12 protein-coding genes and 1 pseudogene are annotated in these 13,907 nt (G+C 60.5%); 5 read left to right on the top strand and 8 right to left on the bottom strand.

Annotated features, from left to right (window positions below; genetic code table 11):
- Positions 1 to 367 precede the first annotated feature (367 nt).
- Genes C0V97_RS04285 through C0V97_RS04275 form a run of 3 tightly spaced genes read left to right on the top strand, consistent with a single transcriptional unit; the run spans position 368 to position 4,073 of the window.
- Complete coding sequence (locus C0V97_RS04285; RefSeq protein WP_127101485.1) at positions 368 to 2,221, top strand: ribonucleoside-diphosphate reductase subunit alpha; 1,854 nt, start codon at positions 368 to 370, stop codon at positions 2,219 to 2,221.
- Complete coding sequence (locus tag C0V97_RS04280; protein ID WP_127101051.1) at positions 2,212 to 3,051, top strand: META domain-containing protein; 840 nt, start codon at positions 2,212 to 2,214, stop codon at positions 3,049 to 3,051. The genes C0V97_RS04285 and C0V97_RS04280 overlap by 10 nt, the downstream gene beginning before the upstream one ends.
- Positions 3,048 to 4,073: a ribonucleotide-diphosphate reductase subunit beta gene (locus C0V97_RS04275; RefSeq protein ID WP_127101049.1), complete on the top strand. Its 1,026-nt coding sequence runs from the start codon at positions 3,048 to 3,050 to the stop codon at positions 4,071 to 4,073. The genes C0V97_RS04280 and C0V97_RS04275 overlap by 4 nt, the downstream gene beginning before the upstream one ends.
- A gap of 870 nt (positions 4,074 to 4,943) precedes the next feature.
- Here the strand turns inward: C0V97_RS04275 and C0V97_RS04270 are convergent.
- Positions 4,944 to 5,759, bottom strand: coding sequence for a tRNA1(Val) (adenine(37)-N6)-methyltransferase (locus tag C0V97_RS04270; RefSeq protein WP_127101047.1), 816 nt, complete (start codon positions 5,757 to 5,759; stop codon positions 4,944 to 4,946).
- 158 nt (positions 5,760 to 5,917) lie between these two features.
- On the opposite strand from C0V97_RS04270, the gene C0V97_RS04265 reads away from it, so the two are divergent.
- The gene (locus C0V97_RS04265; RefSeq protein WP_199751619.1) at positions 5,918 to 6,982 is read left to right on the top strand and encodes a polyprenyl synthetase family protein; all 1,065 of its coding nucleotides are present in this window, start codon (positions 5,918 to 5,920) and stop codon (positions 6,980 to 6,982) included.
- Positions 6,983 to 7,145: 163 nt separating this feature from the next.
- Here C0V97_RS04265 and murI read toward each other — a convergent pair whose 3' ends face one another.
- Both murI and C0V97_RS04255 read right to left on the bottom strand, forming a co-directional pair.
- Positions 7,146 to 7,970, bottom strand: a complete 825-nt coding sequence (gene murI / locus C0V97_RS04260; RefSeq protein ID WP_233581964.1) for a glutamate racemase — start codon at positions 7,968 to 7,970, stop codon at positions 7,146 to 7,148.
- Position 7,971: 1 nt separating this feature from the next.
- Positions 7,972 to 8,724 (bottom strand): orotate phosphoribosyltransferase, encoded by a 753-nt coding sequence (locus C0V97_RS04255; protein WP_127101043.1) that lies wholly within the window; start codon positions 8,722 to 8,724, stop codon positions 7,972 to 7,974.
- 177 nt (positions 8,725 to 8,901) lie between these two features.
- On the opposite strand from C0V97_RS04255, the gene C0V97_RS04250 reads away from it, so the two are divergent.
- Positions 8,902 to 9,138, top strand: a complete 237-nt coding sequence (locus tag C0V97_RS04250) for a hypothetical protein (RefSeq protein ID WP_127101041.1) — start codon at positions 8,902 to 8,904, stop codon at positions 9,136 to 9,138.
- A gap of 117 nt (positions 9,139 to 9,255) precedes the next feature.
- Here the strand turns inward: C0V97_RS04250 and C0V97_RS04245 are convergent, their stop codons facing one another.
- From C0V97_RS04245 to C0V97_RS04225, 5 genes and pseudogenes are all read right to left on the bottom strand, one after another.
- Entirely contained in the window at positions 9,256 to 10,572 is a 1,317-nt protein-coding gene (locus C0V97_RS04245; protein WP_127101039.1) for a citrate synthase, read from the bottom strand.
- 99 nt (positions 10,573 to 10,671) lie between these two features.
- Positions 10,672 to 11,235, bottom strand: a complete 564-nt coding sequence (locus tag C0V97_RS04240) for a histidine phosphatase family protein (protein WP_127101037.1) — start codon at positions 11,233 to 11,235, stop codon at positions 10,672 to 10,674.
- Positions 11,204 to 11,506, bottom strand: coding sequence for a chorismate mutase (locus tag C0V97_RS04235; RefSeq protein WP_127101035.1), 303 nt, complete (start codon positions 11,504 to 11,506; stop codon positions 11,204 to 11,206). Before C0V97_RS04235 ends, C0V97_RS04240 begins: the two co-directional genes overlap by 32 nt.
- Entirely contained in the window at positions 11,499 to 12,215 is a 717-nt protein-coding gene (locus C0V97_RS04230; protein WP_233581984.1) for a metallophosphoesterase, read from the bottom strand. Before C0V97_RS04230 ends, C0V97_RS04235 begins: the two co-directional genes overlap by 8 nt.
- A gap of 96 nt (positions 12,216 to 12,311) precedes the next feature.
- Positions 12,312 to 13,907: pseudogene (locus tag C0V97_RS04225) on the bottom strand (chromosome segregation protein SMC); the annotation flags it as partial.

Here is a 13,907-nt window from a genome sequence, read left to right as displayed (position 1 = left end):
GGTTGCTCAGCCAACGCGGGGGAGGAGAAATTGTTCATCCCGCTCCCCTGTGTCATCGGGGCAACGCAGGGCAATCGACGTTAAATGAGCCGGTGGCGGGAACTCTAGGTTCTCCAAGGGCTTCTGGGCCTGTCAACACCATATGTAGTGCCCCCAGTGAAATTTAACCCGATATATTGCTTGTCTCGACCACGGGACTTGCGCCAAGAGGACACACGGAATGAGCGATACTGATCTCGATTTGATCTTGGGGAGATAGCCCGTGAGCCTGCTAGAAGACACGACCCGTGAGGCTGAGACCACTGCGGCCGATACCCTGCCAGAGCCCTGCGCCCGCGCACCCCAGGAAATTGAAGCCGAGCCTGACATGTTCGACGATGTCGTTCAGCTTGAAGGTCATCATCCCGTGCGCGTCAATCGCTCGCGTGACGCGCTTCTGACGGATTTCGGACGAGCGACGCTCGATAACCGCTACCTGCTGCCAGGGGAGCATTATCAGGATCTGTTCGGGCGCGTCGCTTCTTATTACGGCGCCGATGCCGCCCATGCCCAGCGCCTGTACGACTATATCTCCCAGCATTGGTTCATGCCGGCCACCCCCGTGCTCTCCAATGGTGGCACGACGCGTGGCTTGCCCATCTCCTGCTTCCTGAACGAGGCAGATGACAGCCTGCGCGGCATTGTCGATCTGTGGAACGAAAATGTCTGGCTGGCATCCAAGGGCGGCGGCATCGGATCCTATTGGGGCAATCTGCGCTCGATCGGTGAAAATGTCGGCAAGAACGGCAAGACTTCGGGCGTTATTCCCTTCATTCGCGTCATGGACAGCCTGACCCTTGCCATTTCGCAGGGCTCATTGCGCCGCGGGTCCGCCGCTGTGTATCTGCCGGTCTGGCATCCCGAGATCGAGGAATTCGTCGAGATGCGTCGTCCGACGGGCGGCGATCCGAACCGCAAGGCGCTGAACCTTCATCACGGCGTCTTGCTGACCGATGACTTCATGCGCGCAGTGGAGAAGGACGAGGAGTGGGGCCTGCGTTCGCCCAAGGATATGTCTGTCATTCGCAGCATACCGGCGCGCCAGCTCTGGATCCGTATCCTGACCGCCCGCATGGAGCAGGGCGAGCCCTACATCATCTACTCCGATCATGTGAACAAGGCGCGCCCCGAGCACCACAAGCTCGCCGGGCTCGAGGTCAAGACCTCGAATCTCTGCGCCGAGATCACCCTGCCGACAGGGCTCGATCACCACGGCAAGAACCGGACTGCCGTCTGCTGTCTGTCCTCGCTCAACCTCGAAACCTGGGAAGAGTGGAAGGACAACCCGCAATTCATCGAGGACGTGATGCTGTTCCTCGACCGGGTGCTTCAGGACTTCATCGATCGCGCACCGGATGACATGGAACGCGCGCGCTATGCTGCCATGCGCGAACGTTCGGTCGGGCTTGGGGTCATGGGCTTCCACTCCTTCCTGCAGGCCCGCAACATCCCGTTCGAGAGCGTGATGGCGCGTGTGTGGAACAAGCGCATCTTCCAGCAGATCAAGACACAGGCCGACGCTGCGTCGAAGCATCTGGCCGAGCTGCTCGGGCCCTGCCCTGACGCCGCAGAATACGGCATCATGGAGCGCTTCTCGAACAAGATGGCGATCGCACCGACCGCTTCGATCTCGATCATTGCGGGCAATGCAAGCCCTGGCATCGAGCCGATTTCAGCCAATGTGTTCTTGCAGAAGACGCTCTCCGGCTCGTTTACGGTGCGTAATCGTCATCTGCTGCAGTTGCTCGAGCAGAAGGGGCAGAACACGGACGCGATCTGGTCTTCGATCACCCTCAACAAGGGCTCTGTCCAGCATCTGGACTTCCTCACCCAGGACGAAAAGGACGTTTACAAGACCGCCTTCGAGCTCGACCAGCGCTGGGTGATCGAGCACGCTGCCGATCGCGCGCCCTTCATCTGTCAGGCACAGTCGATCAACGTCTTCCTGCCTGCCGATATCCACAAGCGCGATCTGCACCAGATTCATTTCCTGGCGTGGAAGCGCGGTGTGAAGTCGCTCTATTACTGCCGCTCGCTCTCTATCCAGCGTGCCGATGCTGTCAGTGACATGGTGCTGAAGAACAACATCCTCGAAGATGAAGACTACAGCACGAATGCCGCCGAGGCCGCAAAGAAGCCCACCGCCACGACGAGCTACGAAGAGTGCCTGTCATGTCAGTAGGAGCGCCGTTTGCACAGGCATTTCTGGTTTCGGGGCTTCTGCTCGGCTCGATACCGGGATATGTCGTGCGCGCTGAGGCTCAAACAGAGACACCAACACAGGCCCAGGCTCCTGCCGCGACATTGCGCGGTACGGTAACGATAAAGGGACCGGTTGATTTACCCCCCAATGCCCAGGTGAGCGTGGTTCTGGAGGATGTCAGCCTGGCTGACGCCCCCGCCATTCCGCTGAGCAAGACGGTTTTCTCGCCTGTCGGGGGTCAGACCTTTGGTTATGCGCTGGGTTATGACCCCTCGGCGCTGAAGTCAGGACACCGCTACGCCCTGCGTGCCGATATCAGGAATGGCGCCTCCTTGCTTTACATCAGCAAGGACGCAGTTCTTGGCCTTGGCGCGGTGCCCGAGCAGACAGCCCTCGTCGTCGAGGCCGTCGCATCGCCTCTCCCAAGTGCTTTGGTCGGCAGCTGGGCGATCGATCGGATCGGCTCTGATGTCGTCGATCCCTCGGCGCCGGCCTATCTCAGTTTTCGTGCCGATGGGTTTCTATCCGGCACGGGCGGATGCAATCGTCTCATGGGCCGGGTGACGGCAAGTGGCAGCGCGCTCAGTTTTGGCCCTATGGCTGGAACGCGAATGGCCTGTATCGGTAACCGCATGAGCCAGGAAGACGCTTTCTTCGCTGCCGCGCGCACGGTGGCGAGCTGGCAGATCGATCAGGGAATGCTGCTTCTGGCGGACGCCCAAGGTGAGATCGTGCTGACGCTCAGCCCCAACAAAAACAGCGACGCCTACAAGAATCTCCAGAATTCCAGAAGCAGGAAAAGCCGATGAGCGAAACTCAGGGTTCAGGCGTGTCACACGCCGAAGAACAGCATTTCGACCTCATGACCGCCAATCCGGTCTACAAGCCCTTTCGCTACCCATGGGCCTATGACGCGTGGCTGATTCAGCAGCGTGTGCACTGGCTGCCCGAAGAAGTGCCGCTGGCGGATGATGTAAAGGACTGGCATCGTACGCTCAGCGAGTCCGAGCGCCATCTGGTCACGCAGATCTTCCGCTTCTTCACCCAGGCGGATGTCGAGGTGAACTCGGCCTATATGAAGTATTACAGCCAGGTCTTCAAACCGACCGAGGTGCTGATGATGCTGTCATCCTTCTCGAATATCGAGACGATCCACATCGCCGCCTATTCGCATCTGCTTGACACCATTGGCATGCCCGAGACCGAGTACTCGGCATTCCTGAAATACAAGGAGATGAAGGACAAGTATGATTTCATGCAGTCCTTCAATATCGACAACAAGCGCGAGATCGCGAAGACCATGGCCGCCTTCGGCGCGTTCATGGAAGGGCTTCAGCTCTTCGCCTCTTTCGCAATCCTGTTGAACTTCCCGCGGTTCAACAAGCTCAAGGGCATGGGGCAGATTGTCTCCTGGTCCGTGCGTGACGAGACGCTTCACTGCCTGTCGATGATCCGGTTGTTCCGCACCTTCGTACGCGAAAACCGGGAGATCTGGACGGGAGACTTCCAGAAGGAGCTCGCCGACATCTGCGCGACCACGGTCGAGCACGAGGACGCCTTCATCGATCTGGCTTTCGAGATGGGCGACGTTGAGGGGCTGAGCGCCGATCAGGTAAAGCGCTATATCCGTTTCATCGCTGATCGTCGCATGACACAGCTGGGCCTCGATCCGTTCTACGGCATCGAAGAGAACCCGCTGCCCTGGCTGGACGATATGCTCAATGCAGTCGAACACGCCAATTTCTTCGAGAACCGTTCGACAGAATATTCCCGCGCCTCGACCTCCGGTTCGTGGGAAGAAGCCTTCGAGGCAGATGTGTTCGCCTCGTGAAGATCGAGGACAGCACAGACAGGGCTGTCCTTGCGGACATGGGGATCCGTGTCGCCGGTACTTGCCGGGGAACACGCGATCGAACGAGAGGGGGCAGCCGTCTCTGTCGTTCCTTCTCCGTGCAGTGCGGCATTGCGAAAGATCCGGCTGATATTCTGGTTTCGCTGCGATGCGATCACCGGCGGGTTGGGCATCTTTCGTACATCGCCCTCCGTGACTTTTATGAACCTCCCCCACTAGCCGCCGGGCCGTGATCGTTTTGCGACGCGAGTGACGGCGACCCTCAAGACGAGGTTCTCCTCCGTTACGACAATCGGGGCATAGACCAGATCTGCGGCTGTAGAGCGACGGTAGAATGTCACTTCCGCTCCTGCCCTGACAAAGCTGCTGTCATCGTGATGTGCCGCAGCGAACGGGATCTGCCATTTGCCGGCCAGGACGCCAGAGAAGGTGAAGACGCATTCATCTTGCTGCGGCGCAGGTCAGATCGCTGCCACCGCCTTGCGGCCAATTCCCTCCTTCAGATCCCATTTCGAAGACAGGACGGCGATCCAGTCTCTGAACTAGCGGGCGTCAGGCATCAGCTGTGCCGCGTATGTCAACCGGTCGCACGGCTTTTCCGTTCCCTGACGATCAATGGATGACCCTGTGACGATCAAGGATGCCTTCCTCTTTCCGCGGGCCTGGGCGCTCGTCTCCGGGTTACAGGTTTCATGGAAGCTTGCGCAGCCACTGAGGCTAAGCACCAAGGCGCAGGTCGACGGGAATCTCCCAAGCTGAGATTCTCCAGAGCTTTGCAGACTCCCTCCATCACTCGAGTGATGGGAAGCTCGGCGAAATCCCGGTCGAGGAGGAGCGGCCAGAGTCCTCCTATATCAGGGCGATACCGTCTCGCAGGATTGCGTCGCTCTCAGGCGTGTAACCGCCCTCCGCCCGATGGAGGGTCAGGCCGGGCATCAGGCGGAACACGCCTTTTCCCCCCCACACGCCACGCAGAAGGACGATCTTTGCCTGTCGTTCCTGTTTCGGCCAGAGGGGGCAAAGCACCAGGCTGCCGAAACCCGATCGACGCAGGGCCTCGCACGCTATGTCGATGACCGCTGCAGGAAGAGCGAGGGTAAGACTGCCTCCGGGCAGGATCCAGCGTGAGAGTGCCGAGATCCAGTCGATCCAGCCATTTTCCGGCATGGTCATCGCGAGCCTGCGTCGCGCATCTTCGGCACCCGTGTGATTGGCGGGATGCCAGGGCGGGTTGGCCATGGCATGATGAAACCGCCCATTGGCTCCGGGGGTGATCTGGCGCAGGGAGGTGGGGATGTCAGGCAGACTGCCGGTGACGATGGTTACACGCTCCGCGAGATTATTCTCCTGCATGTTTTCCCGCGCGAGAGACGCCGTCGCGTGATCCGCTTCGAGGCCAACCCCCGTAATTCCGGAGCATCGCGTGGCAAGGCATAGCAGCCCTGCGCCGGCGCCGCATCCGGCCTCCAGGACGCTCTGACCTGGTTGAGCTGGTACGAAAGCCGCCATGAGCACAGGTTCGATGCCCGTGCGATACCCCTCGACGAATTGTCTGTAGCGAACACGCTTGTCGAGCAGATATCCCGCCATTGTCTCGTGAGATGTCACCCCGGCAGCGTCGGCTTTTAGGGTGGCCGGGTTGACCGGAACGGTCCTGCCGCTCATATGGTTTGGACTGTCAGAGGGCTGGTGATCCGGTCTGGCTGGGTCATGCATGTCAGTCGGTTTCTGCCTCGGTACGTTGTCGTGCCGGGATCTGCACCGACTCGTGCCTTATACTGCATCAGGGTCGTCAGTGGCCAAGTAGGAAGTGGAGAGTTGCCTTGGGTGGTGCCGACAGCCTGACCGATAAAAAGACTCAGGAAGAGAACAGCGTAGCTAGCCCGGTCAGCGGGGAACGCTCCGCCCTGAATGCGCTCTCCGATTTTCTTCGTGACGATATGGAAGCCTGCAATCGCGAGATCGTCGCGCGCATGCAGAGCCCGGTACCCCTCATTCCGCAGCTCGGGGCGCATCTCGTAGCGGCGGGTGGCAAGCGCCTGCGTCCACTCCTGACACTCGCCTCGGCACGTCTTTGCGGCTACGAGCCGTCTCCCGAACGGCAGCGTCATGTCGGGCTCGCCGCCTGTGTGGAGTTCATCCATACCGCGACCCTGCTGCATGACGACGTGGTCGATGAGAGCACCTTGCGCCGTGGTCTGGCCTCGGCCAATGCCGTGTTCGGCAACAAGGCATCCGTTCTGGTGGGTGATTTCCTGTTCGCCCGTTCTTTCCAGCTCATGACTGCCGACGGCTCGCTCAAGGTCATGGCGATCCTGTCCGCTGCCTCTGCCACCATCGCTGAAGGCGAGGTGTTGCAGATGGCAACGCAGAATGATCTCTCGACCCCGATCGAGAAGTATCTGGAGGTCATCCATGGCAAGACAGCGGCGCTCTTTGCAGCGGCTTGTCGGGTTGGGGCGGTCGTGGCAGAGCGCCCCGAGGCCGAGGAAGCGGCGCTCGAGGCTTATGGCACCAATCTAGGCATGGCTTTCCAGCTTGTGGACGATGCCCTTGACTATGCCGCAGACCAGCAGGTTCTGGGCAAGACCGTGGGTGATGACATGCGCGAAGGCAAGATCACGCTGCCGGTCCTTGCCGCCTTCAATGCAGGTGACGAGACCGAGCGTGGCTTCTGGCTGCGCGTGATCGAGACGGGCGATCAGACGGAGGAGGATCTGCCTCGCGCGCTTGCCCTGATCGAGAAGACAGGCGCTATCCAGACGACGCTCGACCGGGCTCGCGTCTATGCCGACGCAGCGATCGAGGCTTTGTCGATTTTCCCCGATAGTCCCATCCGTCAATTGATGATCGACGCGGCCTCTTACACGGTAAGCCGTGCCAATTAACGCCAAAGCCGGTCCCTCGAACGAGATGGTGTGTGGCTTGAGGCTGCTCTGACACGCCCCAGGCGCGATCAGGGATAGTGTGTGTCGGGCCTTACAGTCGGACCGTATCGTCAGGCGTGAAGGATATGCATGGCTCCGCCGAACTGCGGGGAGGCGCGTCGCCTCAGACGCTGGCGTGCTCCAAGATCGTGATCTGGCCATAGCCAAGCCGGGCGACGGCCTTCTCAAGCGCTTCTTGGGCAGGGGGTGGCCCCGTCAGGCAGAGTGTCTCCGCCGTCATGGCTTCCGCACAGGCGGGCGATCGTTGGTCCAGGATACGCCCGACCTGCTGCGCGACCGGAATGGCGGGATCCAACCAATTGATATCCGGAGGACAGAGCCGCAGGAAGGCTTCGTTGAGAAACGTATAATGCGTGCAACCGAGCCCGATTGTATCGATACGATCGCCATTCGGGGCCTCGAAGAGATGGCGAAGTTCCTCGGCGACCAGTCGGTCATCGACGCTCTCGCCCAGATAGGCTTTTTCGGCGAGATCGGCGAGGGCGCGAGCGCCGTGTACGATCATCTCGCAGTCAGCAGCATAAGTGTCGCGCAGACCGCGCAGATAGGGTCGTCGTGCCGTTCCTCTCGTGGAGAGCAGGCCGAATACCCGGGTCTGGCTCACTCGGGCCGCCCAGCGCACCGGCGGGACACAGCCAACAAACGGCACGTCGAAACGCGCGCGAAGCGCGTCGAGCGCGATGGTGCTGGCGGTATTGCAGGCGATCAGTACGACATCGGGCCGCAGTCGCGCGATCCGCTCTTCCATGAGGGAGAGAATGCGCGCGACGAGCACGGAGTCTTCCTGCTCGCCATAAGGAAAGAGCGCGTTATCGGCCAGATAGTCGATCCGGGTGCCGGGGGGCAGGGTGGTGCGCAAAGCTTGCACCACGCCGAGTCCACCTATGCCCGAATCAAATGCCAGAACGCGCCCCGGGGGCAGGGGCAAGTCAGCCCTCCGCCTTGGCCTTGAGGGCTGCGGCCTCCTCGGCACTGCCGACGCCACCATGGGCCTTGGACCAGCCGCAGGGATCTTCTAGGAAGCGACGGACCTCGTGAATATCGCTCTCTGAAAAGTAATTGGCCCCTGAACAGGCCTCGAGCACGTCCCACCAGGTGCAGAGCGAATGCAGGGATACATTCATGTCGGCCAGCGTTTTCTGCGCACCGGGGAACACGCCATAGAAGAACACGACGAAGGTATGATCGACCAGCGCGCCCGCCGAACGCAGTGCATTGGCAAAACGGACCTTCGAAGCGCCATCCGTGGTCAGATCCTCAACCAGCAGCGTCCGCATGGCTTCTGGGACATCGCCCTCGATCTGGGCGTTGCGCCCAAAGCCCTTGGGTTTTTTACGCACATAGGCCATGGGCGCCATCATGCGATCCGCAATCCAGGCGGCGAACGGGATGCCGGCCGTCTCACCGCCGACTACGCAATCGATGCTCTCATACCCGATATGGCGGCCGATTTTCGCGACAGCGAGCTCGACAATCTTGGCGCGGGCACGCGGGAAGAAGATGATCTTGCGGCAATCGATGTAGACAGGGGACTTCCAGCCCGAGGTCAGTGTGTAGGGTTCGTCAGGCCGGAAATTGATGGCCTTGATTTCCAGCAGGATACGCGCCGTGGTCAGCGCGGCATCCCGGTCCCATTGTGTCTGACGAACCGCGCCACCATTGATCTCGTTGCTGAGAGCCATCTGTTATCACTCCATAATCTTTAGCGATGCAGGATTATCTGTCCTTTGCGAGAAAAGTAAGACAAATAAGAAGAGAAAATCCTCGCGCTTTCGTTCCATAGGCCGTGCTTGCATTTACCATCGGAAAAGATTTAGAATGCGCCAATTGAAAATAATTCTCAACTAGGATCAGTTTGCGTGACTGTCGATCTCAACCGCATTTCCCGAAAGTGCGAACGCGCCGTGATCACGGCGTATGAAGAATTGCGGGAAGTGGGCCAGCCTGACATCCAGGCTTTCACCGCATGCACGACCCTTTATCGTATCCACCATCCGGAGGCTTCATTGAACGAGGCACGCCGTCTTGTGTCGGAATGGATCGATCATCATATCGTTCGTCAGGACAAGGGCGCGACCCCAGGCTGCGATTGCTGAGATCGAGGGGCGAGCGTGAGGCCTGGCAGGGACAGGGATCGCGTTCTACCCGTGATGGAACAAAAAAAGCCGGGGGCATGTCCCTCGGCTTTTTTGTTTGCCCGCTTCAGGCCTAGGTTAGCTGCGGCGGCAAAGCGGTACGAAGTCGCGACGTGTCTCGCCCACATAAAGCTGGCGCGGCCGGCCGATACGCTGCCCCGGCTCCTCGATCATCTCGCGCCACTGGCTGACCCAGCCTACTGTACGGGCGACGGCGAAGAGGACGGTGAACATCGACGTCGGAATCCCCATGGCCTTGAGAATGAGGCCCGAATAGAAATCGACATTCGGATAAAGGCGACGCTGGACGAAATAGGGGTCATTGACCGCGATACGCTCCAGCTCAGCTGCAAGGTCGAACATCGGGTCATGTTTCAGCCCAAGCTCGGAGACGACCTCATGATAGGTCTGCTCCATGATCTTCGCACGCGGGTCGAAATTCTTGTAGACGCGATGGCCAAAGCCCATCAGCCGGACGCCGCTCTCACGGTTCTTCACCTGAGCAATGAAGGCCGGGATGTTCTCCTTCGTGCCAATCTGCGCCAGCATTCCCAGCACGGCCTCGTTGGCACCGCCATGAGCGGGGCCCCAGAGCGCTGCGATACCTGCCGCGATGCAGGCGAAGGGGTTCGAGCCTGTCGAACCGACCAGACGCACCGTAGAGGTCGAGGCATTCTGCTCATGATCGGCATGCAGGATCAGAATGCGATCGATCGCGCGCGCCAGGACCGGGTTCACCTTGTATTCGGCGTTCGGTCGCGCAAACAGCATCTTCAGGAAGTTTTCCGAGAAGGTCAGGCTGTTATCGGGATATACGAAAGGTTCACCGACCGTATATTTGTACGCCCAGGCCGCAATGGTCGGCACCTTGGCAATCAGGCGGCGCGTGGAGAGGTCGCGGGAGGCCTCGTTGGAGATATCGACGGCGTCAGGGTAGAAGGCTGAGAGCGCCGCCACTGTACCGCAGAGAATGGCCATGGGATGGGCATCACGACGGAAGCCGTTGAAGAAGTTCCTGATCTGCTCATGAAGGAGTGCCTGCTCCTTCAGATCCTGCTGAAACCGGTCATACGCATCACGATTGGGCAGCTCGCCATAGGCCAGGAGATAAGCCGTTTCGACAAAGCTGGCCTCGGTGGCAAGCTGCTCGATAGGATAACCGCGATGCAAAAGCACGCCCTCATCGCCATCGATGAAGGTGATGGCGCTTTGGCATGAAGCCGTCTCCCCATAACCCGGATCAAATGAGAACATCTGGGTCTGGGCGGTGAGCTTGCGGATATCGACCACATCGGGGCCGAGTGTACCCTTGAGCAGGGGAAATTCGGCAGAGCGCTCGCCAATGCTGAGGGTCGCCGTTTCGGGAGTGGATCCGTTTGTGTCGTGATCAGCCATGGAAAAACGCCTTACGAAGTTAACTGCGATGGGGCAATCAACATATGGGTGAACTCCGTCCGAAATGGCGGGCCGCGAAAGCGCGCCATGAGGCCGTTTTCACCCGGGTGGAAGCACTGCGCCAAGCGTGGCGGTGTTGGGAGAGAGCCCGGCCCAGTCCGAAGCGACCGCGAACATGGCCGCCGTGGCAGGCTCGAAGCCTTTCATCAGCTCTCGAGCGATGGGCCCGTCAATCGCATCACTGGCGAGATGGCGGCAGATTTCGGCGATCACCGGGTTATGCCCGACGATGATCAGCGTGCGGACTGAACCCGGCGTCTCCCGGATGAGTTCGAGCATGCCGTAGAGATCAAGATCATACAGGGCATCGAGCCCGAGCACCACGCGTGAGGAGGGCAGACAGGCCGCAATGCTGGCCGCTGTCTGGCTCGTCCGCGCGGCGGTGCTGTGCCATAGATGCGTACCGGCCAGAGCGATGTCGAGCGCTGCGATTGCGTGGGCGAGATGCTCCGCGTCAAGCTGGCCCCGTTCAGTGAGCGGCCTGTTGCGGTCGAGACCTCCCCATGCCTCGGGGGCAGCCTGGGCATGTCTGGCGAAAATGATGTGATGCGCCGTCATCTCCGTTTCCGTATCAGCGCGGGCTGCGCCCGGCGATTGAGTCATGATGACGGATCACCTCCCGGATGATGAATGCAAGAAACTTTTCCGCGAAGTCAGGATCGAGCCGGGCCGAGGAGGCAAGTTGGCGCAGGCGCTCGATCTGACGCGCCTCACGTGCAGGGTCGGCGGCAGGCAGACCGGAGCGGGCCTTGAGCTCGCCCACGGCCTGGGTCTGGCGAAAGCGCTCCGCCAGCATATGGATCAGCGCCGCATCGATATTATCGATGCTCTGGCGATGCCGTTCGAGAAGCGCGCGTGTTTCCTGTTCAGACATCCAGATCAATCCAGGCAAGATGGCCGCCTTTTCCGGCGCCCAGGTCAGTGAAAATGGCGCGACCCCCGTTGCGTCCGTCCCTGATCCAGGGGCGGCCATCGGTCGAGCGGCGGTCATGGCCACAATAAACGACATGGCCCTCGGGGATATGATCGATCCATCGCAGCCGCCTCTCGGGGTAGCCATCAGGCTGCATGCGGCCGGTTGTCTCGCCAAAGAGCGCGCGCGACAACAGCGGTGTCATCGAGCCCAGGGCCGGAGGGGGAGCCTCGATCAGCATGTCGGTATGGAACCCGCCATGGACGAAGATCAGTTCGTCCTGCACGATCCAGGCGGGGGCCTGAGCGATGGCCTCATAGGCGCGCTCGCGCAATCCCGCCTGAACGGGTCCAGAAAGCTGATCCAGCGTCTGTTCCAGAGGCGGATCCCGCCGCAGCCTTCTGCCCTCTAGCGCCCGGCCGAGCTTTCGGTCGTGATTCCCGAGGATGAACAATCCACGTCCGTCATCGATGAGGTCCAGCATGAGCCTTAGCGTGCCAGCGCTATCGGGCCCATGATCGACAAGATCGCCAAGCTGAATGATGAAACGATCGGTCGCCACAGCGTGTTCGAAAGCCGTCAGATCGCCATGAACGTCGCCCACCACGCGCAACCCGCGACCGGCGCTCAGTCGTGAAAGATCGGGTGGGGGAGGTGGGGGGAACGAAATCGGATCGGCCTTTCGGAGCTACGTCATGTCGAAACCGTCATTATGGGCAGGATCGGGAGAAAAACACAATAAAGACATGGTTATAACCCTCCTGCCTCAGGGAGCCACTGCCAGTGACCCATTCTCGGCAAAGCTGGCCGCCAGCGACAGATCGACGGACAGGACCTGACTGACACCGCGCTCCTGCATGGTCACGCCGAACAGCCGATCCATATGCGCCATGGTGAGTTGATGGTGGGTAACAACCAGAAAGCGTGTTTGGGCCTCTTCGGCCATATCCTTGAGCAGGCTGCACAGCCGTTCCACATTGGCATCATCGAGCGGAGCGTCGACCTCATCAAGAATGCAGAGGGGGGAAGGCTGGCATTTGAACGTAGCGAATATGAGCGAAAGTGCGGTGAGCGCCTGCTCGCCCCCTGAGAGCAGAGAAAGCGTCGAGAGTTTCTTGCCGGGAGGCTGGGCGAATATCTCAAGACCAGCCTCTAGCGGATCGTCACTGCCGACAAGGCCGAGATGGGCCTTGCCACCGTTGAACATGCGGCTGAACAGCGCCTGGAAATGGCGATCGACCTCGACGAATACCGCCTGTAGGCGCTCCCGCCCTTCCTTTTTCAAGGCGTTGATTGATCCGCGAAGGCGATTGATCGCAGATTCCAGCTCGTCGTGTTCGCGCGCCAGATGCTCTGACTGGCTATGGGCTTCGGCATATTCCTGCTCGGCCAGAAGATTGACGGGTCCGAGCGCCTCGCGTTCCTTCTGGTTGCGCGCCAGGCGACGCTTCAAGCTCGTCTCGCTCTGTTCGGTGAGCGGAAGGTCGAATGTCTCTTCCGGCGTATTGGCCCGGCCCTCGTCGAGTTTGGCGTACTGGGCGCGCGCCTGTTCGAGGCGCTCCTGCAGCCGTATTGCGTTTTCTCGAGCTGTCGCGCAGCGCTGCTCCTCATCACGCCGTGTGCGGGAGAGAGCCTCGATGGCCGAATCGATTTCGGCCAGAGCCTCGGCGGCAGATGCAAAGTCGCTTTCCGCTCTCGACAGCGCTTCGGCCGTTTCTAGCGTGACGGTTTCGAGCCGCGAAGCCTCAGCGCTGGCACGGGCAATCTCTTTTTCTCCCTCGGCGACACGTTCGGCGAGGCGTTGCAGGTCCTCTTCCAGTGCCGCGATCGTGCTCAGCGTCTCGACGCGCCGCGAGATCGTCTGTTCCTTTTCCTGCAGCGCCTTTTCCAGCGCGGCTTTTGTTTCGCGTAGCGCCTCACGGCAGGTCAGGTCATTCTGACGGCTGGTGGCTTCCCGTTCTCGGCACTGGTCCAGCTCTCGTTCCCTGGGCGTCAGATCGGGCACCGGCGCGAGGGTTGTCTGATGAGCCCGCATCTCTGTCAGGTTTGAAACGAGGGCCTCATGCTGAGGAAGCAGTGCGGAGAGACGGCTGGTCAGGCTCAGCTTCAGATCCCGCGCCGTCTGAAGGTCTCGGCTCGCCGCTCCGATGTCGCGTCCAAGCGCCTCTCCGGCGCCGCGTGCTGCGGTGAGCTCTTCCTCAACACGGGTCAACGTCGCGCGGTTCGACCGCAGCATCTCCTGGGTGATGCGCAGCGCGGTTTCATGATCCTGCGCCTCAAGCTGAGCGCAATGCGCGGCGATATCCTGCTGATCGCGCTTTTCCTGAGCAAGCACGCCCGTGAGCGTCGTGGCTTTTGCGGM

The sequence above is a fragment of the Asaia sp. W19 genome, assembly GCF_003994335.1.
GTDB lineage: Bacteria > Pseudomonadota > Alphaproteobacteria > Acetobacterales > Acetobacteraceae > Asaia.
Note: the sequence above shows the minus strand (reverse complement) of the source record. Positions and strands in the feature narration are given on the sequence as shown.